Source organism: Mesorhizobium sp. M0833, assembly GCF_040319905.1.
GTDB lineage: Bacteria > Pseudomonadota > Alphaproteobacteria > Rhizobiales > Rhizobiaceae > Mesorhizobium.
The window spans coordinates 94,858-117,445 of the sequence record NZ_JAMYOQ010000018.1 but is presented as its reverse complement, the minus strand read 5'-3'; the positions used below and the strand labels follow the sequence as shown (position 1 = coordinate 117,445).

The following is a 22,588-nucleotide window of genomic DNA, read 5'->3' as shown; positions in this document are numbered from 1 at the left end:
CAACTGCGCTAATGAACAATCTTTGGCTTGCTCGCCAGCGGGCCGACGCGCCAACGATTTTGGCATGCCGTTGATCTCGTTGATGTTTGTCATCCATTCCCGAAACTGGCACGGTTCCTGCGTTGCAATAGGCAGACTCTTCTCGGGGTCACGGAATAGGCGTCCAATGGCGGGCGCTACAGGCAACGCTGCCGCTCAGGTCAACACGCGATCCCGGATGGACGGACGCGCGCGGCCTGGCCGGCGGCTTTTTTGTTTTGGTCGAACACGCAATCGACGGCGCCGATCCCAAGCCGCGCCCAACCGGAGATGACGATGACGAAAAGCACCAATAGCCATTCCGCCCAAACGGCGATCAGCCGCCGCGATTTCCTGAGGATCAGCGCGGCCACCGCGGCAACGCTGGCCGCGGCGCGTGCGCTGCTGCCCTCTGGCGCCTATGCAGCTACCGCCGTACCGGAAGTCACGGGCGCCAAGCTCGGCTTCATCGCATTGACTGATGCAGCACCGTTGATGATCGCCAAGGAGAAAGGCCTGTTCGAGAAATTCGGCATGCCCGATGTCGAGGTGCTCAAGCAGGCCTCCTGGGGGGCGACGCGCGATAATCTGGTGCTCGGCGGCGAAGCCAACGGCATTGACGGCGCCCATATCCTGACACCGATGCCTTATCTGATGCACACCGGCAAGGTGACGCAAAACAAGCAGCCGCTGCCGATGGCGATCGTGGCGCGCCTCAACTACGACTGCCAGGGCATTTCCGTCGCCCAGGAATATGCCGCCACCGGCGTCGCCCTCGACGCCTCCAGGCTGAAGAATGCCTTCGCCGCCAAACAGGCCGCTGGCAAGGAGGTCAAGGCCGCCATGACCTTCCCGGGCGGCACGCACGACCTCTGGCTGCGCTATTGGCTGGCCGCCGGCGGCATCGATCCCGACAAGGACGTCTCGACCATCGTCGTGCCGCCGCCGCAGATGGTCGCCAACATGAAAGTCGGCAACATGGACGTGTTCTGTGTCGGCGAGCCGTGGAACGAGCAGCTCGTTCACCAGAGCGTCGGCTTCACCGCCGCCACCACTGGCGAGCTATGGAAGGGCCATCCGGAAAAGGCGCTCGGCCTGCGCGCCGCCTTCATCGACAAGTATCCGAACGCCACCAAGGCGATCCTGATGGCCGTCATGGAAGCCCAGCAATGGTGCGAAGCCAAGGAAAACAAGGACGAGATGGCCGCCATCATCGGCAAGCGGCAATGGATGAACGTGCCGACCGCCGACATCATCGGCCGCCTCAAGGGCGACATCAACTACGGCAATGGCCGCGTCGCCAACGGCACAGATCTCTACATGAAGTTCTGGCAGGGCGGCGTGTCCTATCCCTTCAAGAGCCACGACAGCTGGTTCCTCGCCGAAAACATCCGCTGGGGCAAGTTCGCGCCGACCACCGACATCAAGGCGCTGGTCTCCCAGGTCAATCGCGAGGATCTGTGGCGCGAAGCGGCCAAGGATCTTGGTGTCGCCGCGGCCGATATCCCGGCGTCTTCATCGCGCGGCGTCGAGACCTTCTTCGACGGCAAGGTGTTCGATCCGGAGAACCCGTCCGCCTATCTCGACAGCCTGAGGATCAAGGCATCGGCCTGAACAATGCAAACGGCGCTCGCGCCGTTTGTCGCCACAAGCGCAACGGCGCCGCTTGTCGCCAAATGCCAAAGGAACGTTCGAGAAATGTCTATCCAAGCCATCAAGGACCGCAAGGTGAAGTCGTTCCCCGCGCCTGCCAAGCCTGCCGAAATCATCGCCTTCACCGCCAGGACGCGGCGTCGCTTCGATCCGGCCGCAATCGCAGGCAAGCTGGCCAGCACGCTGGTGCCGCCGGTCATCGTCGTCGCCATCATGCTCGTCGTCTGGCAGGTCGCCTGTTCGTCGCCGACGGCCAGCCTACCGCCGCCAAGCCAGGTCTGGAACGAGGCCTATGACCTTATCGCCCATCCGTTCTTCAACAATGGCCCGCAGGACATTGGGCTCGCCTGGCGGGTGCTGATCTCGCTGCAGCGCGTCGCCATCGGCTTTGGCCTTGCGGCGGTCGTCGGCGTCGGGCTCGGCGCTCTGGTCGGCCAGTCGATCTGGGCGATGCGCGGCCTTGATCCGGTGTTCCAGATCCTGCGCACGGTACCGCCGCTCGCCTGGCTGCCGCTGTCGCTGGCGGCGTTCCGCGATTCCAGCCCGTCGGCGATCTTCGTCATCTTCATCACCTCGATCTGGCCGGTGATCATCAACACCGCCGTCGGCGTCCGCAACATTCCAGAGGACTATCGCAACGTCTCCCGCATCCTCAGGCTCAACCAGCTCGAATTCTTCGTGAAAATCATGGTGCCGGCCGCGGCACCTTACATCTTCACCGGCTTGCGCATCGGCATCGGTCTGTCCTGGCTTGCCATCGTCGCCGCCGAAATGCTGACCGGCGGCGTCGGTATCGGCTTCTTCATCTGGGATGCCTGGAATTCGTCGCGGCTGCCCGACATCATCGTCGCACTCGCCTATATCGGCGTCACCGGCTTTTGCCTCGACCGCCTGGTCGCGGCGATCGGCGTCTTCGTCACCCGCGGCACAACGGCAAAGTGAGGAGAGGGACGATGACGGCCTATCTGAAACTCGACCATATCGACAAATCCTTCATGCGCGGCGGCCAGGTCAGCGACGTCCTGAAGGACATAAGACTGACCATCGACAAGGGCGAATTCGTCTCGATCATCGGCCATTCCGGCTGCGGCAAGTCGACTTTGCTCAATCTAATCGCCGGGCTGACCAAGGTCTCGGCCGGCGCGGTTCTGTTGGAAGACAAGGAGGTCGACAGCCCCGGTCCCGAACGCGCCGTGGTGTTCCAGAACCACAGCCTGCTGCCATGGCTGACCGTCTACGAAAACATCAACCTCGCGGTATCCAAGGTCTTCGGCGGCAAAAAGAGCCGGGCCCAACGGCATGACTGGATCATGCGCAATCTCGATCTCGTGCAGATGGCGCATGCGAAAGACAAGCGCCCAGCGGAGATTTCGGGCGGCATGAAGCAGCGCGTCGGCATTGCGCGCGCGCTCGCCATGGAGCCGAAGATTCTTTTGCTCGACGAGCCGTTCGGGGCGCTCGACGCGCTGACCCGTGCGCATCTGCAGGACGCGGTGATGGATATCCATTCCAGACTCGGCTCGACGACGATCATGATCACTCACGATGTCGACGAGGCGGTGCTGTTGTCCGACCGCATCGTCATGATGACCAACGGGCCGGCGGCCACCATCGGCGAGGTTCTTCCCGTGCCGCTGGCCCGGCCGCGTCGGCGCATCGAGCTTTCCTCCGACCGCACCTTCCTGCGCTGCCGCGAGGCGGTGCTGAAATTCCTCTACGAACGCCACCGCTTCGTCGAAGCCGCGGAGTGAGGCCCTAACGGGAAAACGCGTCATCATCATTGGAATCTGCATCGGCAATAGGCAATCTACCGCATTGCACAAATATTATGCTGCTGTGCAAGGCATTTTGACTAATCTTTGATCCGCTGCCGAGCTTGGTCAAAAGTCGCGCGGCTGCGGTTCATATTGATTTCATTCGATAATTGAGAGCGCTGTCGAATTGGCACGCTTCCTGCTTTCCAAAACGTAGGGCCCGCAAGGGCCAAGTGACACGGCGTCCAATGGCGGGCGCCACAGGCAAAGCTGCCGCTCAGGTCCACACGCGCTCCCGGAATCCCGGACGCGAAGACCTGGCCGGCGGCTTTTTTGTTTTGACGCAATCGACGGCGCTGGTCTCAAGCGGCGCCAACCGGAGACGACGATGACGAAACGGATCGGAACTGGCGCGTGCCTCGCGGAATTCACGCGCCGCCATTTTTCTGGCCAGCAACGCGCTGTTCACCGCCGCGCTCGTCCTCTTCCCGCCGGCGCCAAGACTGACGGCAAAGGTTTCGAAGTGACCGTGCACAGCTCGGTTTCAACCAGTTCGCCGATGCCGCGCCGCTGACAGTCGCGAACGAACAGCCAAGGGCGGTGCCTCCCCCCACGCCGCAAACCGGAGCCAGAAAATGACCGCAAATCTCCCAGCCGCGCCCAGCCAGGACACTGCTCCCCGGCAGGCGCTTCTGATGTCCACCATCGCCTTCACCGTCTGCTTCGCGGTGTGGACGATCTTTTCAATCATCGGCGTGCGCATAAAGCAGGAGCTGGGGCTGAACGAGACGGAGTTCGGCCTGCTCGTCGGCACGCCGATCCTCACCGGCTCGCTTGTGCGCATGGTGCTCGGTGTCTGGACCGACCGTTTTGGCGGTCGGCTGGTATACACCGCGACCATGCTTGCAGCGGCGGTCGCGACCTTCCTGCTCGCGTTTGCGCACACCTACGGACAGATGCTGGTCGCTGCGCTAGGCGTTGGGCTCGCCGGCGGTTCCTTCGCCGTCGGTGTCGCCTATGTCTCGCGCTTCTTCCCGGCCGGCAAGCAGGGTACGGCGCTTGGCATTTTCGGTGTCGGCAATGTCGGTGCCGCGGTCACCAAGTTCCTGGCACCGTTCGTGCTTCTCTCCTGGGGCTGGCAGTCGGTCGCGCTGATCTGGGCGGCAGCACTTGTCGTCATGGCCGCCGTCTTCTGGTTCACGACTGGCGACGATCCGGTCATTCGCGAGCGCCGCGACGGCAAGGCTGCACCCGCGAGAAGCTTCTTGCAGGAATTCGCGCCGCTCAAGAACCTGCAGGTCTGGCGTTTCGCCTTGTATTATTTCTTCGCTTTCGGTGCATTCGTGGCGCTGTCGCTGTGGCTGCCCCGCTACCTGATCGGCGTCTACGGCTTCGGACTTGCGACCGCCGGCATGATCGGCGCGGCCTATTCAATTCCGGCAAGTATTTTCCGCGCCTATGGCGGCGTGCTTTCCGACCGGATCGGCGCCCGCACCGTGCTCTACTGCACCTTCGCTGTCAGTGCCGTCGCGACTCTCGTTCTGTCTCTCCCCTCGGCAGACTACGTCGTGCGCGGTATCAGCGGGCCGATCGCCTTCCATTTCGAGATCGGCCCGCTCGCCTTTATAGCCGTGGCCTGTGTGCTCGGCTTCTTCATGAGCCTTGGCAAGGCCGCCGTCTACAAGCACATCCCGGCTTACTATCCGCAGAGTGTCGGCGCGGTCGGCGGCGTTGTCGGCATGATTGGCGGGCTCGGCGGCTTTATCCTGCCAATCGCCTTCGGCGTGCTCAACGACCTCACCGGCGTCTGGTCCAGCTGCTTCATGCTGCTCTTCGTCATCGTCGCCACCTGCTTTGCCTGGATGCATTTTTCCATCCGGCGGATGGAGCGCACGGCGTCTGCCGAAGCTTCAGGCCTTTCCTACGCGGCTGAGTGAGAGCGGAGTGGATCAGGACATGACCGAGAAACTTGTCATCATCGGCAACGGCATGGCCCCCGGGCGCATGCTGGAGCATCTCCTGGAAAAGGCGCCTGGGCGCTACCAGGTCACCATCTTCAACGCCGAGCCGCGCGTGAACTACGACCGCATCATGCTGTCGCCGGTTCTGTCGGGCGAAAAGGCCTATGAGGAGATCATCATCCATGGCGACGGCTGGTACATCAAGCACGGCATCACCCTCTACAAGGGCCACAAGATCGTCGCCATCGACCGGCAGGCAAAGACCGTCACCTCCGATCATGGCGTGACCGAGCCTTATGACAAACTCGTCATCGCCACCGGCTCGGTGCCGTTTATCATTCCGGTGCCCGGCCATGACCTGCCGGGCGTGCTCACCTATCGCGATCTGGACGACGTCCGGGCCATGATGCTTGCCGCCCAGTCGCGGGCCAAGGCTGTCGTCATTGGGGGCGGCCTGCTTGGGCTCGAGGCGGCAGCGGGCTTGAACTCACAAGGCATGGACGTCACCGTGCTGCACGTCATGCCGACGCTGATGGAGCGTCAGCTCGATCCGGCCGCAGGCTATCTTCTGCAGCGTGCCGTCGAGCAGCGCGGCATCAAGGTCATCACCAAGGCCAACACGCAGGCGATCACCGGCAACGGCAAGGTCGAGCGGGTGGAGCTTGCCGACGGCACCGTCATTCCCGCAACGCTCGTCGTCATGGCGGTGGGTATCAGGCCGAACGCGGTGCTGGCGAAGGAAGCCGGCATTGCCGTCAATCGCGGCATCGTCGTCGACGCCGGCATGCGCAGCAACGACCCGGACATCTACGCAATCGGCGAATGCGCCGAGGTCAACGGCCAGGTCTACGGGCTGGTCGCGCCGCTCTATGAGATGGCGCGCGTCGCCGCCAGCCAGCTGGCTGGTAACGAGGCGGCAGCTTTCGTCCATATGGACACGCCGACCAAGCTCAAGGTCACCGGCATCGACCTGTTCTCGCTCGGCGACTTCGCCGAGGGCGAGGACCGCCAGGAGATCGTGCTGCGCGATGCCGCCGCCGGCGTCTACAAACGCCTGGTGCTGAAGGACGACCGCATCATCGGCACCGTGCTCTACGGCGAGACGACGGACGGTGCCTGGTTCAACGACCTCAAGAAGAAGCAGACCGACATATCCGAGATGCGCGACACGCTCATCTTCGGCCAGTCCTACCAGGGAGGCGCCCCCCTGGACCCTATGGCGGCCGTTGCAGCCTTGCCGGATGATGCGGAAATCTGCGGCTGCAACGGCGTATGCAAGGGAAAGATCACCGGCGCGATCACGGCCAAGGGCTTGACCTCGCTCGACGATGTGCGCGCCCACACCAAGGCGTCGGCGTCCTGCGGTTCCTGCACCGGGCTGGTCGAAAAGCTCATGGTGCTGACCATCGGCGACAAATACAACCCCGCGGCGGTCCAGCCGATGTGCAGCTGTACCTCGCTTGGCCATGACGAGGTCCGCCGGCTGATCAAGGCCAAGGGCCTGAAGACCATTCCCGCCGTCATGCAGGAGCTGGAGTGGAAGACCTCTTGCGGCTGCGCCAAATGCCGGCCGGCGCTCAACTATTATCTCGTCTGCGACTGGCCCGACGAATACGCCGACGATTATCAGTCGCGCTTCATCAACGAGCGGGTCCACGCCAACATTCAGAAGGACGGCACCTATTCGGTAGTGCCGCGCATGTGGGGCGGCGTCACCAACGCCGCCGAATTGCGCGCCATCGCCGATGTCGTCGACAAGTTCGACATTCCGATGGTCAAGGTCACCGGCGGCCAGCGCATTGACATGCTCGGCATCCGCAAGGAAGACCTGCCGGCAGTGTGGGCCGATCTCGGTCAGGCCGGCTTCGTCTCCGGCCACGCCTATGCCAAGGGACTGCGCACGGTGAAGACCTGCGTCGGCTCGGACTGGTGCCGCTTCGGCACGCAGGATTCGACCGGCTTGGGCATCCGTATCGAAAAATTCATGTGGGGCTCTTGGACGCCGGCCAAGGTCAAGATGGCGGTGTCGGGCTGTCCCCGAAACTGTGCCGAGGCGACCTGCAAGGATGTCGGCGTGATCTGCGTCGACAGCGGCTATGAGATCCATTTCGCCGGCGCCGCCGGCCTCGACATCAAGGGCACCGAAGTGCTTGGCCTGGTCAAGACCGAGGACGAGGCGCTGGAGCATATCGTGGCGCTGACGCAGATGTATCGCGAGCAGGGCCGCTATCTCGAGCGCATCTACAAATGGGCCAAGCGCATTGGCATCGCCGAGATCAAGCGTCAGATCATGGACGATGGCGAGAAGCGCAAGGCCTATTTCGACCGCTTCGTCTTTTCGCAGAAATTCGCGCAGATCGACCCGTGGTCGGAACGTGCTTCCGGCAAGGACAAGCATGAATTCCGGCCGATGGCTTCGGTCGGTTTTGCGCAGGCGGCGGAGTAGGCGCGTGTCCCCGAAAAGTGGAATGCGGTTTTCGGACAAGAATACGCGCAAAAGAGGAATGGCCACATGAATTGGGTATCGATCGGCTCCCTGTCTGACATTCCGCGTCGCGGTGCGCGCTGCGTCGCAACGCCCGAAGGCAAGATCGCCGTCTTTCGTACAGCCGACGATCAGGTCTTTGCCATTGATGACCATTGCCCGCACAAAGGTGGGCCGCTCAGCCAGGGCATCATCCATGGCACGGCGGTGACCTGTCCCTTGCACAATTGGGTGATCTCGCTGGAGACAGGCAAGGCGCTCGGCGCCGACGAGGGCGCGGTGCGCACCATTGCCGTGCGGATCGACGGCGAGCGGCTGTTCATTGCGCTGGAAGCGCTGGCCAGCCGCGCGGCGTGAACCATGCAGATTAATGAAGCGCGCGAGGTGAGGACCACCTGTCCCTATTGTGGGGTGGGTTGCGGCGTGCTGGCGAAGGTCGCCGCGGACGGTGAAATAACCGTTCGTGGCGACCCGGACCACCCGGCGAATCTCGGCCGGCTCTGCTCCAAAGGCTCGGCGCTGGCCGAGACCACCGATCTCGAAGGCAGGCTGCTTCATCCGGAAATCCACGGTCGCCGCACCGACTGGGACGAAGCGCTCGACCTTGTCGCTTCGACCTTCTCGCAAACCATTGCCGAGCACGGCCCCAACGCGGTCGCCCTCTACGTCTCCGGCCAGTTGCTGACCGAGGACTATTACGTCGCCAACAAGCTCATGAAAGGTTTTATCGGCTCGGCCAATATCGACACCAATTCGCGCCTGTGCATGGCATCGTCCGTCGCTGGCCACCGCCGCGCCTTTGGCTCGGACACCGTTCCGGGAAATTACGAGGATCTGGAACTTGCCGACCTGATCGTGCTGGTCGGCTCCAATCTCGCCTGGTGCCATCCGGTGCTCTACCAGCGCATTGCCGCCGCCCGAGAAAAGCGGCCCGAGATGAAGGTGGTGCTGATCGACCCACGCCGCACCATGACGTCAGACATCGCGGACATGCATCTGGCGATCGCGCCCGATGGCGACGTCGCTTTGTTCACCGGCCTGCTCGCCTATCTCGGCCAGCACAACGCGTTGGACCGCACCTATATCACGGCGCACACGACCGGCTTCGGTCAAGCGCTTTTCGCCGCCTCGGCGCTCGACCTGGCCGGCATCGCCGCGGCCACCGCCCTTGGCGAGGATGAACTGGTCCGCTTCTACAGTCTGTTTGCCGCGACGGCGAAGACGGTGACCGTCTACAGCCAGGGCGTGAACCAGTCGTCTTCGGGCACCGACAAGGTCAACGCTATCATCAACTGTCATCTAGCCACCGGCCGCATCGGCAAGCCCGGCGCCGGGCCATTCTCGGTGACCGGCCAGCCTAACGCCATGGGCGGCCGTGAGGTCGGCGGCATGGCCAACATCCTGGCCGCCCACATGGAGATCGAAAACCCCGAGCACCGCAACCGCGTGCAGCGCTTCTGGAACGCGCCAGCCGTCGCCGAAAAACCCGGCCTGAAAGCGGTCGAGATGTTCGAGGCGGTGGCCGACGGACGCATCAAGGCGCTGTGGATCATGGCGACCAACCCAGTCGATTCTATGCCGGATGCCGATGCCGTCGAAGCGGCAATCAAGGCCTGCCCGTTTGTCGTGGTGTCGGACGTGCTGGGCGAGACCGACACGGTCCGCCACGCCCATGTCCGGCTGCCGGCGGCGGCATGGGGCGAGAAGGACGGCACCGTCACCAATTCGGAACGCCGCATCTCGCGCCAGCGAGCCTTTTTGGCCACGCCCGGCGAGGCAAGAGCCGACTGGTGGATCATCGCCGAAGTGGCCAAGCGGATGGGTTTTGGCGAGGCGTTTTCGCATGTGTCGCCGGCCGACATCTTCGCCGAGCACGCGGCGTTGTCGGGCTTCGAGAATGATAGTGCTCGCGATTTCGACATCGGCGCTTATGCCGATGTGGACGCAGAGACCTATGAGGAGTTGGCGCCATTCCAGTGGCCAGCGCCGAGCCAAGCCACCCCCCTCTGGCCTGCCGGCCATCTCCCCCGCAAGGGGGGAGATCGGCTATCATCACGGCCTTCGCTAATCTCCAATGCCGCAAGGGGAGAGCCGGCGCCAAAGCTGCCAATCTCCCCCCTTGCGGGGGAGATGGCCGGCAGGCCAGAGGGGGGTGCTCAGGCTGAAAGTGAAAAAGACTTGGGGGTTCAGGCAAGACGAGCCTCACTTACCACCCGCTTCTTCGCCAACGGCAGCTTCTACACGCCCGACCGGAAGGCGCGCTTCATTGCCATCCGCCCAGCCGCACAAACCCGCACCAGCCCGGACTACCCGCTGGTGCTCAACACCGGGCGCGTGCGCGACCATTGGCACACCATGACGCGGACCGGCAGGAGCCCGCGCTTGTCGCAGCACATGGCCGAACCGTTCGTCGAAATCCACCCGTCGGATGCGCAGCACTTCGGCATCGGCGATGCCGAGATCGTCCGCGTCTCGACTGCCCATGGCGAGGTGCTGGTCCGCGCCCTGGTGACGGTGCGTCAACGCCAAGGCTCTGTATTCGTACCGATGCACTGGACCGATCAGTTCTCCGCCCGCGCGCGCGTCGATGCGTTGGTCGCGCCGACGACCGATGCGATTTCAGGCCAACCGGCCTCGAAGAATGTTGCTGCCCGCATCGAGCGGTTCGCCGCCACAGCCTTCGGCTTCGCCGTGCTTGCCGAACGGCCCGCATCGATCGACGCCGATTACTGGAGCCTCGCCCGCAGCCCCGCCGGCTGGCGGCTTGAAATTGCGCTGCAGGACAGCCGCGACTGGACGGGGTTGGCCGCCGCGCTGTTAGGCATGGAAGGCGAGACGCTCGCCTATCACGACATCGCCGGCGGGCACCATCGCTTCGCCCGTTTCGCAGGCAATCGGCTGGTCGGCGCGCTCTATCTTGCGCCTACGCCGGTAGCGGTGTCGCGCGGCTGGGCGGTCGAACAACTTGGTGCTGACCATGCCGATCGGCAGGCGCGACTGGCGATTGTCGCCGGGCGGCCGGGCGGCAACAGCGTCGACCGCGGTGCTATCGTCTGCGCCTGTTTCGGGGTCGGTGGCAACCAGATCGCGGAAGCGGTACGCGGCGGCTGTACCAGCGTCGCGGCAATCGGAGCCGTCCTTCACGCCGGCACCAATTGCGGCTCTTGCCGCGCCGAGATCAAGACCATTATCGACGGGCGGCGTCTGCAAGCTGCGGAGTGATGCGCCGAGGAACTCTGCCGCGCCGCTGCATGATGCTTACTAGCAATTTACAAACCATGGGCTACCAACGTTCTGACTTCGATTCGCTCGGAACGGGAGCCTCATGAGCAAAGCCCTGACCTCATTCGCGCTTGCCGCCGTGCTGACGGCCTTGCTGATGGCGCTCAGCCTGGCGGTGGCCAGGCATGGCTATCCCTATGGCGCGATCGGCGCCAAGCGCTTGAGCGACGTCGCCGATGCGGGGGCGTTCATTCCGCTCGCGGCGGTCTACTTTCTCAGCGCACTGCTGATGATGGTTCTGCCGATCAGGCTCGCCGGCATCGTCCTGACACATGCCGCCGGTGCGATCTTCTGGACGATCATCGTGTTGTTTGCGGTCATCGTTGGATGTCTCGCCGCCAGATTTGCCTTCGGTCAGCGCGATGTGCTCCCGGCACTGCTGAACTGGCGGTTCCTGTTTGTCGCAGCCGTCGTCGGATGCCATCTCTTCATCAACGAGCTGCGCCGCAACATCCTGTTGCGAAGCCTGTTCTTCGTCGTCTTCGCCACAGCAACATTGGCCTGCCTGTTTTGGTCCTTCACCGTCTGAGCATGTGCGACCGTCGGCAGGCGGCTTAATTCTTGTCGACCGGCTTTGAGCGCATTCGCGAAACGGTCTCACGCTCGGCCCGCTTCGAACGCATCGGCGGCAGGCCGCGGTCGACCAGGTCCATGTCTTCCAGCACCATGTCGCCCATCCGCTTGAAAGCGATGTCGAGCGCACCGGCCCGGTGGGCGGAGCGCAGGAACCCCGGCAATGTGCGGACCGGGTGATCCTGGGCAAGCGGCTCCTCAGGAAAAACATCGCTGGCGGCGACGATATGGCCGCTGCGGACGGCGTCCATCAGTGCCGGGAAATCGACCACGCCGGCTCGGCTGAGCAGGATGAAAGCGGCTCCCTTGCGCATCCTGGCAAACGCCTCGGCGCCGAGGAAGCCCTGGTTTTCGCTAGTCACCGAAGCGACGACGAAGACGAAATCGCTGTTCGACAGAACGTCGTCGAGAGAGGCCGGCTCGACGCCGTTTTCGATCAGGATCGACGGCGGCAGCCACGGGTCGAAGACTTTTGTCCGCGTGCGAAAGCCCGACAGCAGCCGGTTGAGCGCACGGCCAAGATCGCCGAAGCCGATGATGCCGACGTTCGCGCCGGAAAGAAGCCGCGCCGTCCGGTTGCCGTCGCCGCCCCAACGCTCCTTGCCCTGTCGAAAGGCGAGGTCGGCGTCGACGATGTCACGGGCGAGGTTGAGCGCCATGGCAAGGCCGAGTTCGGCCACCGGTTCTGCAAACACCAGCCCGGTGGTGACGACATGGATGCCGCGCGAAAACAGCGTCTCGTAGGGCATGTTGTTGATGAGGTTGCTCTCGACATTGAAGATGCAGCGCAGCGCCTTCATTTTTTCCAGCGTCTCCGGCGCGATAGGTGGCTGGCCGACGATGTAGCGCGCCTCGCCAAGGATATCGGCCGGCAGCGCCGCCACCGCTTCGGGCGATGTTTCGACGATGCGGTATTTCGATCGAAAGTTCGCCAGCGCGGCCGGCGTGAAGATCAGGTCGAGCGTGCGCGGTTCGGGTGCGCTGATCACCAGGGGCAAGGCGCTGTCGGACATGATACTTCACCTCCCGTGCGATCCGCGTCGCACCACACTAGAATCGTCTTTTCCCGCCCCCGACACCTATCACATGCCTGTCGAGAAGGAGAAGTTTGCCTTCTTCGGGCCTTGCGGTGTGGCGGTCGGTGGTCCAGATAGACGGCGATCGAAGGACGACAAGGAAGACAGTGACATGATCCCGTTTCGAAAGAACCTCATCGATGGCGAGTGGGTAGGCGATGCCGGCTCCCGCAACATCAACCCCTCCAATCTCGACGACGTGGTCGGCGAATATGCATCGGGGGGCGCGGAGCACGCTCGGCAGGCCATCGCGGCGGCGAAAGCGGCATTTCCGGCATGGTCTCGATCGGGCCTGCTGGCCCGCCATGCGGTGCTGAGGAAGACGTCGGACGAGATCACCGCGCGGAAAGATGAAATCGGCCGGGCGTTGGCGCGCGAGGAAGGCAAGACGCTGGTCGAGGGCATCGGCGAGACCGTGCGGGCCGCCCAGATATTCGATTTTTTCGCCGGCGAGGCGTTGCGCCTGTCGGGCGAGCTGGTGCCGAGCGTGCGGCCCGGCGTCGGCGTCGAGATCACCCGCGAAGCAGTCGGCGTCGTCGGCATCATCACGCCGTGGAATTTCCCGATCGCCATTCCGGCTTGGAAAATCGCTCCGGCGCTGGCCTACGGCAACACCATCGTCTTCAAGCCGGCGGAACTCGTTCCGGAGAGCGCCTGGACTATTGTCGACATCCTGCACCGCGCCGGGCTGCCCAAGGGTGTGCTCAATCTGGTCATGGGCAAAGGTTCGGTGGTCGGCCAGGCCATGCTCGACAGTCCTGACCTCAACGCGATCACCTTCACCGGATCGGTCGGCACCGGCAAGCGCGTCGCCGCCGCCAGCGTCGAGCACATGCGCAAGTTCCAGCTCGAAATGGGCGGCAAGAACCCGCTTGTAGTGCTCGACGATACCGACCTTGCCGTCGCCGTCGACTGCGCTATCAACGGTGCCTACTTCTCGACCGGCCAGCGTTGCACGGCGTCGTCCCGGCTGGTGGTGACGGACGGCATCCACGACCGCTTCGTCGAGGCGCTCAAGGACCGCATGGCCAAGCTGGTCGTCGGCGACGCTCTCGATGCCAAGACCCAGATCGGGCCGGTTGTCGACCAGAGCCAGCTCAAACAGGACGAAGACTATATCGCCATCGGCCGTCAGGAAGGTGCGGACCTTGCCTTCGGTGGCGAGCGGCTCGATCGTGAAACCCGCGGCTTCTATTTGCAGCCGGCGCTGTTCACCGAAACCACCAACGCCATGCGCATCTCGCGCGAGGAGATTTTCGGACCGGTCGCCAACGTCATCCGCGTCAAGGATTATGACGAGGCGCTGGCGGTGGCCAACGACACGCCGTTCGGCCTGACCTCCGGTATCTGCACCTCGAGCCTCAAGCATGCCACGCACTTCAAGCGCAATTCGGAAGCCGGCATGGTCATGGTCAACCTGCCGACGGCCGGCGTCGACTTCCACGTGCCTTTCGGCGGACGCAAGGGATCGAGCTACGGCCCGCGCGAGCAGGGCCGCTATGCCGCAGAGTTCTACACAACAGTGAAGACCGCTTACACGTTTGCCGGCTAAGAAAAGACGGCAGACCAGCCAGGCAGGCGAGCAAATCGATGACATCTGAGAATACGGCCCTGACCTGGCTCAATCCGCCGCCGCACCACGCCTTCGGCAACAATACGGTGCATGTACGGACCGGCAAGGAGACCGACTTCTGGCGCGAGACGTTCTACGGCTTCTGGCGCGACAATGGCCATTTCCTCTATCGTGAGGTCGAGGGCGATTTCAGCGCCGAAGTCACGGTCAAGGGGCACTATGAGGTGCTTTACGATCAGGCCGGGCTTATGGTCCGCCTGAGCGAGACGCACTGGATCAAGGCCGGCATCGAATACACCGACGGGCTGATGTATTTTTCCGTCGTCGTCACCAACGATGCCTCCGACTGGTCGCTGGCCAGCATTCCCGCCGACCCCGACGGGGTCAGGATCCGCCTGACCCGCCATGCCGAGACGATCCGCGTCCAGTATCTGGACGCGTCCGACAAGCACTGGAAACCGGTGCGGCTTGCCTATTTCCCGCCATCGAAAACGGTCGATGTCGGCATGATGTGCTGTTCGCCGCAGCGCGAGGGTTTCGAAGTGACATTCAGCGATTTTTCGATCGGCCCGCCGATCTCGCGGGAGCTTCACGACTGAGGCGCCGCGATGCGGTCGGGCGGTTTGCGTCGGGCCGGCCTCAGTAGGTCGCCCGGCCGCCAGAGACGTCGAAGACGGCAGCCGTCGTGAACGAGCATTCCTCGGAGGCGATCCAGCAAATCAGCGCCGCCACCTCCCCGACCTCGCCGAAGCGCGCCATCGGTATTTTGGACAGCATGAAGTCGATGTGCTGCTGGCTCATCTGCTGGAAGATCGCGGTGCGCACAGCCGCCGGCGTGACGCAGTTCACCGTCACCTTGGTCTTGGCCAGTTCCTTGCCGAGCGATTTGGTCATGCCGATCACCGCCGCCTTGGAGGTGCTGTAGGCCGAGGCGTTCGGGTTACCTTCCTTGCCGGCAATCGAGGCGATGTTGACGATCCTGCCGTAATTGCGTTCGAGCATATGCGGGACCAGCGCCTTGTTGCAGAAGAAGACGCCGTTGATGTTGATGTCGATGACCCGGCGCCAATCCTCTACGGAATACTCCCAGGTCGTCATGTTAGGCCCGGTGATGGCAGCACTGGTGACAAGGATATCGACCGCGCCCAGCGCTTCGATCGTCTCTCCGGCGGCGGCTTCGACCGCTATGGGGTCGGCGACGTCGAGGGTGACGCTGTGCAGGCCTGGAACAATGGCCTTGGCCTGCTCGATCTGGGCGGCATCGCGATCCCAGACCGAAACACGTCCGCCTTCGTCAGCAATCCTTTGCGCGACGGCCAGGCCGATGCCTGAGGCGCCGCCGGTGATAACAGCAGATCGTCCGGCAAATCGTCCCGCGAAACTCATCGGCATGTCGTCTTCCTCCCAATCGGCGGCGAATGTGAAGTCAACGGCGGACAAGTTCAAGCGCGGACTCGCAGCCTCAGAACAGCTTGTGATGGGCCAGCACCGGGCAATTGGACGGCACTGCCTCCTGGCCAAATCGTCTCGTCCGGTATTGCGAGAACTGCAGGAACGACGCGCCCAGTTGGCATTCGGGTGACAGGCGGCGCCGGATGCGTTATATTGCACTGCACAATGCGAGCGCCTGCAGGCGAGGCTCCTATCGATCCCGATGAATCGCCCATGAAATGGGCTCATGAATCGGCATTGAGCTGCAAGGACGGAAAACCGATACCGAGATGAAGATTCCAAAATCTCTGTTGATCGATCCGGACAAGAACACGGTCTATGGCAGCTTTGCCGTTGCCGTCTCGATCTGGGCGTTCTCCTACTCGACCATTTTCGGCCAGGCCATGATCCTGGCCTACTATGCAGTCTGGCTGCCGCTCATCATGGTCGACTACCGCAAGATATTAAGGCACGCTTCCAGCGCCTGGCTTCCGCTGGCCTTTGCAACCTATGTCTGCTTCTCGGTGTTCTGGTCGGCAGCTCCCGGCACCACGGCCAGGACGGCCGTCCAATATTGTTCCCATATCGCCTGCGCCTACATTGCCGCACGCACCGTCAGCGTCCGGACCTTGACCATAGGCGCCCTGATCGGGATTTTCATCGTCCTGCTCTACTCGCTCAAGGTCGCGAGTTATTCCTACGACGTTCTCGATGGGACGTACAATTTCGTCGGCGCGTTCAGCTCCAAGAACCAGATCGGCTTTGTCGCATCGCTTGGCATTTATTTCTGCGTTGTCTACCTCGCCTTTCTCAGGCGGGGCCGGACAAGCTTTTTGTTGATCGTGCCGATTGTCCTTCTATCAGGCTATCTACTGGTCGTGTCGCATTCGGCCACTTCGATGGCATCGACCCCGGCGGTTCTCGCTCTGGTCGCCCTGCTTTCCATCGGCAAGGTGCTTTCGCTCCGCCATCGCCGGGTGATTTTCATGATCGGTGCGGGCGGGCTGGTCGCCTGCACCGTGATTGCGCTGAATCTCGGGCTGATGGACTTTGTCCTTGGCCTTTTCGGCAAGGATTCGACGCTCACCGGACGAACCTACCTCTGGCAGCAGGGCTGGAATGCCGCGCAGCAATCGCCCATGCTCGGCGTCGGCTACGCCGCCTATTGGGTGCAGGGCTTCTCCGAGGCCGAGCGGCTGTGGAACGAATTCTACATCGCCGCGCGAAGCGGCTTCCACTTCCACAACACCTACATCGAGACCTTGGTGGAACTCGGCTTCGTCGGCGCGACACTGCTTTCGCTGATTATCCTGCGCACGCTCTGGGGTCACGTCTCGGCGCTGATATTCAGGACATGGCAAGCCGACTCCGTGATTCTTGCCGGCGTCATGGTGCTTCTGTTCATCCGATCCTTCGTCGAGGTCGAGACCCTCAATCCCTACATCATGGGATCGTTCCTGCTGTACTATAGCTACTTCAAGCTGGTGAGGGTGCCGGCCGTCGCTGCTTCCCGGTGGAACGCCGTGAATCATCTGGAGGAACCGGACGCCGTGCGAGGTTAGAGCGGGCGGATCCCAAACAGCAAAAACCCCGCAGACCGCTGCCCACGGGGTTGGTGCTTCGCTCCGGTGGAAAGAAGCTACTGGATGGCCAGGGGCGCCGGTTTGACCTTGATCACGTCCCCTGGCAGCACCGGCGTGTCTTCATCGGCGGTGATTTCGCTGGTCTTGCCGTCGACCACCCGCACCAGGGAAAAAGACAAGGCCGCTGGTTCGTTGTTGCCATAGAATTGCGGCATGGGGCTGCCCGACAAGGCTTCGGACATCAGGGCCTTTTCCATGTTCAGCTTCAGCGTCACCTCGTTGAGATCGGCTTCCGTCTGTTGCCGGTCGGTCGCGAGGCTGGAGTTCTGAGTGTTCTCGAGATCGATGGCGTCCTGGGTGGCCTTGCTGATCGACTGCTTGGCCGTGAGAATCGCCGTTTCGTAATCCAGGATCTGGCCCTCAAGGTCGGCGATGGTTTGCTGCGAGTTCAAAACCCGCGTGTTGACGACCAGGCCCTTTTGCGCCAGCGAGCCGATGCCGTTGAGCTGCTCCTTCGCCAGATCAACCTGCTTCTGCTGGTTGACGATCTTTTTCTGCAGCGAATCGATCTCGCTCTGCAGCAGCGCCTTCAAATCGTCGAGCGCCTGCAAGCGCAGCTTGAGTTTCTTCTGGTCGGCCGCCAGGATCGCCGTCTCATCGGCAACGATGCTGGGCAGCTTCGGATCGTCGGCCACCTCTTTCGGCACCGCGAATGTCGGCTTGTCCGCCAGTTCCGCTTCGATGCGGGCGCGCTTGACGGTCAGCCTGACCAATTGGTCTTGTAGTACGTCGAAATTGCCCTTGGCATTGATCAGGTCGCGATCGTAGCGCTGTCCGCTCTCCGGGGTCCGCCGGGCTCCGCCGGCAATGCTCATCGCTTTCAGCACGGTCAACCCAGGCACACAAGGATACTGGCCAGGCGCTTGCACCTCGCCGGAGATGTAGAATGGCCGGTACTGCGCCATTTCGACGGAAGCCTCCGGCCTGTCGGCCAGAGCGAGCTTGCGCTGCAGCGCCTCGCCGAGCGATGCGGCGATCTCCGAAGTCGTCTTGCCGGATGCGGGCATCTCGCCGACGAAGGGAACCGACAAGGTTCCAGCGGGCCCGACCGTGTATTCTCCATTGATGGCCGACCAGTCGCGGAACGTGCCTTCGACGGTCTGCCATTCCGCCACGCGGATGGTCAGCTTGTCCTGTGCTCCAAGCCGATAGTCGTCGGCGAAGGCAAACTGTGGCAGGGCTAGCGACAGCGTCAGGCCGGTCGCCACTGTAAGGCAAGTCGTCAAAAGTCGTACTCGCCGCATGCGTCTGGAGAGAATGCCGGTGCAAAAAATATCGATTATATCTGCTTTCAACTGAGCGTTTCCGATCTGGTTTGCCCCGCCCGATGAACTGCCGATGCCTGAGTTAGGGGCCTGAGTTTCGGGCCCGAATTCTGGACAGCTGCTCCTCGATGTACGGCCAGCAAGCGGCCGTCAGTAGCAGCCTCGCGACATCCAGACCGCAGGTACGGTCTTGATGATGATGCGAATGTCTTCGAACATCGACCAGTTCTCGACATAGTGCCTGTCGAACGCGACGCGGCTGTCGTAGGAAACGTCGTTGCGTCCGCTGACCTGCCATAGCCCGGTCAGGCCGGGGCGCGATTTCAGGTAATAGACGGCCGAATTGCCATAAATCTCCAGCTCGTCGCGCACCACGGGACGAGGCCCGACCAGGCTCATATCCCCCTGCAGGATGTTGATGATCTGCGGCAACTCATCGAGGCTGAGCTTCCTCAGCACCGCTCCGACGCGGGTGATCCGCGGGTCGTTCTTCAGCTTGCGGGTCGCGATCCATTCGGCGCTGGCCTCCGGATTCGCGGCGAGATAGGCAGCAAGCACCCGCTCGCCGTCTGGAACCATGGTGCGGAACTTGAGGCACGGAAAAATCCGTCCTCCGCGGCCGATCCGGCTATGACCATAGAAAATCGGCCCGCCATCGGAAAACTTGACAAGCAGCGCTATCATCACGAACAGCGGGCTGAGAGCGACCAGGCCGATCAGCGAACCGGCAATATCGAAGCTGCGTTTGAGCAGGCCGCCGATCGGTGGCGGAAAATCGACACCGGCCTGCGAAAAATCCGCATCGGCCGGCTTGGCTACGTCCCTCATGCGTAAACTCCATACGTTGAACGGATGGTTTACCGCACGATACCAAAAAAATGCTGCAGCGCAACACACAATTTCCCAGACGGCTGTAATAGTCGCGTCATGAACTGACTAAATAATAAACTCGTCCTGCACAAAATTTCGCCTTTATGTCGCAAAAGAGACGGATTATGGGCAATTTTGGAAAAGCTAGTCCAATTTTGAGGCTGATTTTAGGCGAATCGCTCATTATACCCTGCTGTGGAGCTTTGTCGTCATTTAGAATTTCAAAGTAACGACTGATGTTGCAATAAAATACTAGTCGATATCGTAAATATTACTGGAGAGAGTCGATATCCGGCAATCAGTGGTGATGCCGACGTGTGCATTGCACCATGGCAGAGTCGATCCCGAGGATTCGTTTAAAATTTATTCCGCAGCTGCCCTTGCCGGCTATTGCGCAGCTCAATAGAGTTGCAAATTGTTTCTGTCGGACTATGGACAGATTGGGCTAGGCCGGAAGCAACCGGCCAGAAGCGGGCAACCTAAATAAGCTCGCAGAGTTTAAGGGAGGTGCTCGGGGTGGGCTTGTCGACATTTTTTCCCGAGCCGGTGGATGGGCTATCGGGTATGTCACTGCCAAAGTTCATTATCGGAATGTGTTTTGCGCTGGCGATCGTGATCGTCTGGTCCTATTTGGGCGGCGCCTCGCTCGGTACGACGCTGTTTCGCGTCATCGGCTGTGCCATAGTCATCCAAATGGGTTATTTTCTACTGGTCTTTGCCATGGTCGCCAGAAATGCCCCGACCCCGGCCGACAAAATTCGCGACGCTGAACGAAAGCTGAGTTCGAACGAGGCGGCCGAAGGCGAGAAATTCAGCGCAAGGAGAGGCCTTCACTGATTTCGGGCCTGGCCGGGTCTGCGATGTCCATGTGACCTGTGGTTAAGCTCGCCGGTCCTCTGACGAATTGCGCGCCTCGACAACACCGGCAGTCGGCATTCCTGTTCTTTCGTTTCCTTGACACTGCGGGCCTCGACGCGCTCGCTCCGCCCCGCCGCAGTCCGGTCGGCCAGGACCAGCAACTGGTTTTCCGCCAGTCGAGCGCTCTGATGGAGCGTGTAGGAACGGCTCTGCCAAGCGGCGCATTTCTGGAGCCATCCCGATTGAGGCTCGCCGCCTGCCCAGCCGGGCCATGACACCCAGCAAAATGAAAAACTGGACGGCGCCGCTGATTTTGGCGATGCTTGCTTCGCACTTGCAGCATAGGCGTTTGGGCCGATGCATTTCAGGTTGGGCGGTGGGCCATTGAGCGGTCGGGGCGAGGAAATCCGCAACGACTTCTGCAATCGAGAGGCATGTCCATGACATCATTCCAGGTCTGCGTGATCATCGCCGCACGCAATGCGGCGCGGACAATCCCGGCTGCCATTGCATCGGCATTACGCGAACCTGAGGTTGCGGAAGTTGTCGTCGTCGATGACGCGTCCACCGACGATACGGCGAAAGTCGCCCACGCAGCCGGCGACGGCACGGGCCGCCTGTCCGTCATCCGCTTCGACGTCAATCGCGGCCCCTCCTTTGCACGCAACGCCGCGATAGCCGGTTCCAGGTCGCCGTTCATCAGCATTCTGGACGCTGATGATTTCTTTTTCGAAGGCAGGTTTCACAGACTGTTCGCCAGCACCGATTGGGATTTCGCCGCAGACAACATCATGCTTGTCAGGGATGACGCGGCAACTGACGTTTCGAAAATCGTTGCTCCACCGTTCTCGCCCGAGCCGGAATTCCTCGATTTCGAGGGCTTCGTCGATGGCAATATCTCCAGGCGCCGTGTGCAACGAGGGGAACTGGGCTTCCTCAAGCCAGTGATCAGCCGCGCCTTCCTCGATCGGCATGGGCTGCGCTACGACGAGAAGCTGCGCCTGGGTGAAGACTATGAACTCTATGCGCGCGCGGTTGCCCATGGCGCGCGCTTCAAGGTCATCAGATCCTGTGGCTACGGCGCGATCGTGCGCGCCGATTCGCTGAGCGGACGGCACAAGACCCAGGACCTGAAGCATCTGGCCGATGCCGACCTGGCACTGCTTGCGATCGACAGTTTGCCGGAGGCATCGAAGGCTGCGCTGAGAAGGCACGAGCGGCACATCCGCGACAAATACCGGCTGCGGAAGTTTTTAGACGTGAAGGCTGAGCGCGGGTTGGCACCGGCCGCGGCCTACGCCTTGGCCGGCTCGTCCAACCTCACAGCCGTCGTCCGCGGCGTTGCCTCCGACAAGCTGGATGCGCTGTTTCGCCGCGCTGGCCTCGCCGCGAAGCGTCAGCATGTGCCGCCGCTGCGCTTCCTCATGGCCGGAACCAGCACGGCCAGCGATAGCTAGGCCCGTCAACGTGCGATGGCGGTAGCCACTGCGTTACCCTTAGGTCGGCTCGCACCATTTCAACGAGATTCATGAGTTTACGATCTAGGTGGTTGCCTATGCGCGCCGGGAATGGCAATCTATGTTGCGGTGCAGCAATTTTGGACGGCCAACCGAACTGGCCCGAGACATACCCTGTCGGAGGAGCTGGACGATGCAAGAAATGTCTTTTGAATGCGGACGGGCTCTAAGGCCGTTCACCAGCTCGACGATGATGGGGCGCTGACTACATGGCCTCGATCTTTCGCTTCCGATCGAGAGATCCGGCGCGCGACACGCAGACCGACACCTCGCGCCTCGATCGCTTGGCAAAGCTGCTGGACCAGATCGCGGCCGAAGTCGAGGCGGAGAAGAGCGGACTTGAGAACCGCTACAGGACAACGGCCACCAATGCCGCCTTTCTGGTCGAGGCGATGGAGAACGGTTCGGTCTCCTCGCGCAGGTCTTCCGAAGTCGGCGAACTGACCAGGTCGATTCTGAATTGCGAGCGGCGCATCGCAGCGCTGTCGCGCCAGATGCAGATGATGAAGGATCTCCGTCATTCGCTGGATGAAATCTTCGAGCCGAAGCGGCAGAACGGTCCCGACATCAGGACTGATTTTGTGAAGCCCGCCGATTCCGGCACGGGCTGAGCGAACACCCCGGGTCGG

Annotated in this window: 20 protein-coding genes; 15 read left to right on the top strand and 5 right to left on the bottom strand. The window is 62.2% G+C overall.

Features of this window, described 5'->3' with window-relative positions:
- Positions 1-200: 200 nt before the first annotated feature.
- Positions 201-329 (bottom strand): hypothetical protein, encoded by a 129-nt coding sequence (locus NKH98_RS20825; protein ID WP_352448433.1) that lies wholly within the window; start codon positions 327-329, stop codon positions 201-203.
- On the opposite strand from NKH98_RS20825, the gene NKH98_RS20820 reads away from it, so the two are divergent.
- The 9 genes from NKH98_RS20820 (at position 316) to NKH98_RS20780 (ending at position 11,682) form a co-directional block, all read left to right on the top strand.
- The gene (locus NKH98_RS20820; protein WP_352901160.1) at positions 316-1,632 is read left to right on the top strand and encodes a CmpA/NrtA family ABC transporter substrate-binding protein; all 1,317 of its coding nucleotides are present in this window, start codon (positions 316-318) and stop codon (positions 1,630-1,632) included. The genes NKH98_RS20825 and NKH98_RS20820 overlap by 14 nt on opposite strands.
- Before the next feature lie 84 nt (positions 1,633-1,716).
- On the top strand, positions 1,717-2,613 hold the full coding sequence (ntrB, locus tag NKH98_RS20815) for a nitrate ABC transporter permease (protein WP_352901157.1): 897 nt from the start codon (positions 1,717-1,719) through the stop codon (positions 2,611-2,613).
- Between the two features lie 11 nt (positions 2,614-2,624).
- Positions 2,625-3,422 carry an ABC transporter ATP-binding protein gene (locus NKH98_RS20810; RefSeq protein ID WP_352901154.1) on the top strand — a complete coding sequence of 266 codons (798 nt, stop codon included), beginning with the start codon at positions 2,625-2,627 and terminating at the stop codon, positions 3,420-3,422.
- Between the two features lie 391 nt (positions 3,423-3,813).
- Entirely contained in the window at positions 3,814-3,999 is a 186-nt protein-coding gene (locus NKH98_RS20805) for a hypothetical protein (protein WP_352901151.1), read from the top strand.
- 61 nt (positions 4,000-4,060) lie between these two features.
- Complete coding sequence (locus NKH98_RS20800) at positions 4,061-5,362, top strand: MFS transporter (protein ID WP_352901148.1); 1,302 nt, start codon at positions 4,061-4,063, stop codon at positions 5,360-5,362.
- Positions 5,363-5,381: 19 nt separating this feature from the next.
- Positions 5,382-7,832, top strand: a complete 2,451-nt coding sequence (nirB, locus tag NKH98_RS20795; protein ID WP_352901145.1) for a nitrite reductase large subunit NirB — start codon at positions 5,382-5,384, stop codon at positions 7,830-7,832.
- 66 nt (positions 7,833-7,898) lie between these two features.
- Positions 7,899-8,228, top strand: coding sequence for a nitrite reductase small subunit NirD (gene nirD / locus NKH98_RS20790; RefSeq protein WP_352901142.1), 330 nt, complete (start codon positions 7,899-7,901; stop codon positions 8,226-8,228).
- A gap of 3 nt (positions 8,229-8,231) precedes the next feature.
- Positions 8,232-11,093 carry a nitrate reductase gene (locus tag NKH98_RS20785; RefSeq protein ID WP_352901139.1) on the top strand — a complete coding sequence of 954 codons (2,862 nt, stop codon included), beginning with the start codon at positions 8,232-8,234 and terminating at the stop codon, positions 11,091-11,093.
- A gap of 103 nt (positions 11,094-11,196) precedes the next feature.
- Positions 11,197-11,682 carry a hypothetical protein gene (locus NKH98_RS20780; protein WP_352901136.1) on the top strand — a complete coding sequence of 162 codons (486 nt, stop codon included), beginning with the start codon at positions 11,197-11,199 and terminating at the stop codon, positions 11,680-11,682.
- Between the two features lie 25 nt (positions 11,683-11,707).
- On the opposite strand, the gene NKH98_RS20775 is transcribed toward NKH98_RS20780, so the two are convergent.
- Positions 11,708-12,739, bottom strand: a complete 1,032-nt coding sequence (locus tag NKH98_RS20775) for a hydroxyacid dehydrogenase (protein ID WP_352901133.1) — start codon at positions 12,737-12,739, stop codon at positions 11,708-11,710.
- Between the two features lie 178 nt (positions 12,740-12,917).
- Between NKH98_RS20775 and NKH98_RS20770 the strand changes: the two genes are divergently transcribed.
- Both NKH98_RS20770 and NKH98_RS20765 read left to right on the top strand, forming a co-directional pair.
- The gene (locus NKH98_RS20770) at positions 12,918-14,354 is read left to right on the top strand and encodes an aldehyde dehydrogenase family protein (protein WP_352901210.1); all 1,437 of its coding nucleotides are present in this window, start codon (positions 12,918-12,920) and stop codon (positions 14,352-14,354) included.
- Between the two features lie 38 nt (positions 14,355-14,392).
- Entirely contained in the window at positions 14,393-14,974 is a 582-nt protein-coding gene (locus NKH98_RS20765) for a DUF1349 domain-containing protein (RefSeq protein ID WP_352649794.1), read from the top strand.
- A 40-nt stretch (positions 14,975-15,014) separates the two neighbouring features.
- Here the strand turns inward: NKH98_RS20765 and NKH98_RS20760 are convergent, their stop codons facing one another.
- Positions 15,015-15,767, bottom strand: a complete 753-nt coding sequence (locus NKH98_RS20760; RefSeq protein ID WP_352901129.1) for an SDR family NAD(P)-dependent oxidoreductase — start codon at positions 15,765-15,767, stop codon at positions 15,015-15,017.
- Positions 15,768-16,096: 329 nt separating this feature from the next.
- Here NKH98_RS20760 and NKH98_RS20755 point away from each other — a divergent pair, with 329 nt between their 5' ends.
- Entirely contained in the window at positions 16,097-17,368 is a 1,272-nt protein-coding gene (locus NKH98_RS20755; protein WP_352901126.1) for an O-antigen ligase family protein, read from the top strand.
- A 77-nt stretch (positions 17,369-17,445) separates the two neighbouring features.
- On the opposite strand, the gene NKH98_RS20750 is transcribed toward NKH98_RS20755, so the two are convergent.
- Both NKH98_RS20750 and NKH98_RS20745 read right to left on the bottom strand, forming a co-directional pair.
- Complete coding sequence (locus NKH98_RS20750) at positions 17,446-18,693, bottom strand: polysaccharide biosynthesis/export family protein (protein ID WP_254816387.1); 1,248 nt, start codon at positions 18,691-18,693, stop codon at positions 17,446-17,448.
- 171 nt (positions 18,694-18,864) lie between these two features.
- On the bottom strand, positions 18,865-19,542 hold the full coding sequence (locus tag NKH98_RS20745) for a sugar transferase (protein ID WP_352479827.1): 678 nt from the start codon (positions 19,540-19,542) through the stop codon (positions 18,865-18,867).
- Positions 19,543-20,100: 558 nt separating this feature from the next.
- Between NKH98_RS20745 and NKH98_RS20740 the strand changes: the two genes are divergently transcribed.
- From NKH98_RS20740 to NKH98_RS20730, 3 genes are all read left to right on the top strand, one after another.
- Positions 20,101-20,421 (top strand): exopolysaccharide production repressor protein, encoded by a 321-nt coding sequence (locus NKH98_RS20740; RefSeq protein WP_352506982.1) that lies wholly within the window; start codon positions 20,101-20,103, stop codon positions 20,419-20,421.
- Between the two features lie 455 nt (positions 20,422-20,876).
- Complete coding sequence (locus tag NKH98_RS20735) at positions 20,877-21,899, top strand: glycosyltransferase family 2 protein (protein ID WP_352901123.1); 1,023 nt, start codon at positions 20,877-20,879, stop codon at positions 21,897-21,899.
- A 269-nt stretch (positions 21,900-22,168) separates the two neighbouring features.
- Complete coding sequence (locus NKH98_RS20730) at positions 22,169-22,570, top strand: hypothetical protein (protein ID WP_352901120.1); 402 nt, start codon at positions 22,169-22,171, stop codon at positions 22,568-22,570.
- The last annotated feature ends 18 nt before the right edge of the window (positions 22,571-22,588 follow it).

Coding starts and splice junctions, on each gene's coding strand:
- NKH98_RS20780 (WP_352901136.1), top strand. CDS start 11,197: ATGAGCAAAGCCCTGACCTCATTCGCGCTTGCCGCCGTGCTGACGGCC.
- NKH98_RS20805 (WP_352901151.1), top strand. CDS start 3,814: ATGACGAAACGGATCGGAACTGGCGCGTGCCTCGCGGAATTCACGCGC.
- NKH98_RS20755 (WP_352901126.1), top strand. CDS start 16,097: ATGAAGATTCCAAAATCTCTGTTGATCGATCCGGACAAGAACACGGTC.
- NKH98_RS20730 (WP_352901120.1), top strand. CDS start 22,169: ATGGCCTCGATCTTTCGCTTCCGATCGAGAGATCCGGCGCGCGACACG.
- NKH98_RS20820 (WP_352901160.1), top strand. CDS start 316: ATGACGAAAAGCACCAATAGCCATTCCGCCCAAACGGCGATCAGCCGC.
- NKH98_RS20775 (WP_352901133.1), bottom strand. CDS start 12,739: ATGTCCGACAGCGCCTTGCCCCTGGTGATCAGCGCACCCGAACCGCGC.
- ntrB (WP_352901157.1), top strand. CDS start 1,717: ATGTCTATCCAAGCCATCAAGGACCGCAAGGTGAAGTCGTTCCCCGCG.
- NKH98_RS20750 (WP_254816387.1), bottom strand. CDS start 18,693: ATGCGGCGAGTACGACTTTTGACGACTTGCCTTACAGTGGCGACCGGC.
- NKH98_RS20800 (WP_352901148.1), top strand. CDS start 4,061: ATGACCGCAAATCTCCCAGCCGCGCCCAGCCAGGACACTGCTCCCCGG.
- NKH98_RS20735 (WP_352901123.1), top strand. CDS start 20,877: ATGTCCATGACATCATTCCAGGTCTGCGTGATCATCGCCGCACGCAAT.
- nirD (WP_352901142.1), top strand. CDS start 7,899: ATGAATTGGGTATCGATCGGCTCCCTGTCTGACATTCCGCGTCGCGGT.
- NKH98_RS20810 (WP_352901154.1), top strand. CDS start 2,625: ATGACGGCCTATCTGAAACTCGACCATATCGACAAATCCTTCATGCGC.
- NKH98_RS20760 (WP_352901129.1), bottom strand. CDS start 15,767: ATGCCGATGAGTTTCGCGGGACGATTTGCCGGACGATCTGCTGTTATC.
- NKH98_RS20785 (WP_352901139.1), top strand. CDS start 8,232: ATGCAGATTAATGAAGCGCGCGAGGTGAGGACCACCTGTCCCTATTGT.
- nirB (WP_352901145.1), top strand. CDS start 5,382: ATGACCGAGAAACTTGTCATCATCGGCAACGGCATGGCCCCCGGGCGC.
- NKH98_RS20765 (WP_352649794.1), top strand. CDS start 14,393: ATGACATCTGAGAATACGGCCCTGACCTGGCTCAATCCGCCGCCGCAC.
- NKH98_RS20745 (WP_352479827.1), bottom strand. CDS start 19,542: ATGAGGGACGTAGCCAAGCCGGCCGATGCGGATTTTTCGCAGGCCGGT.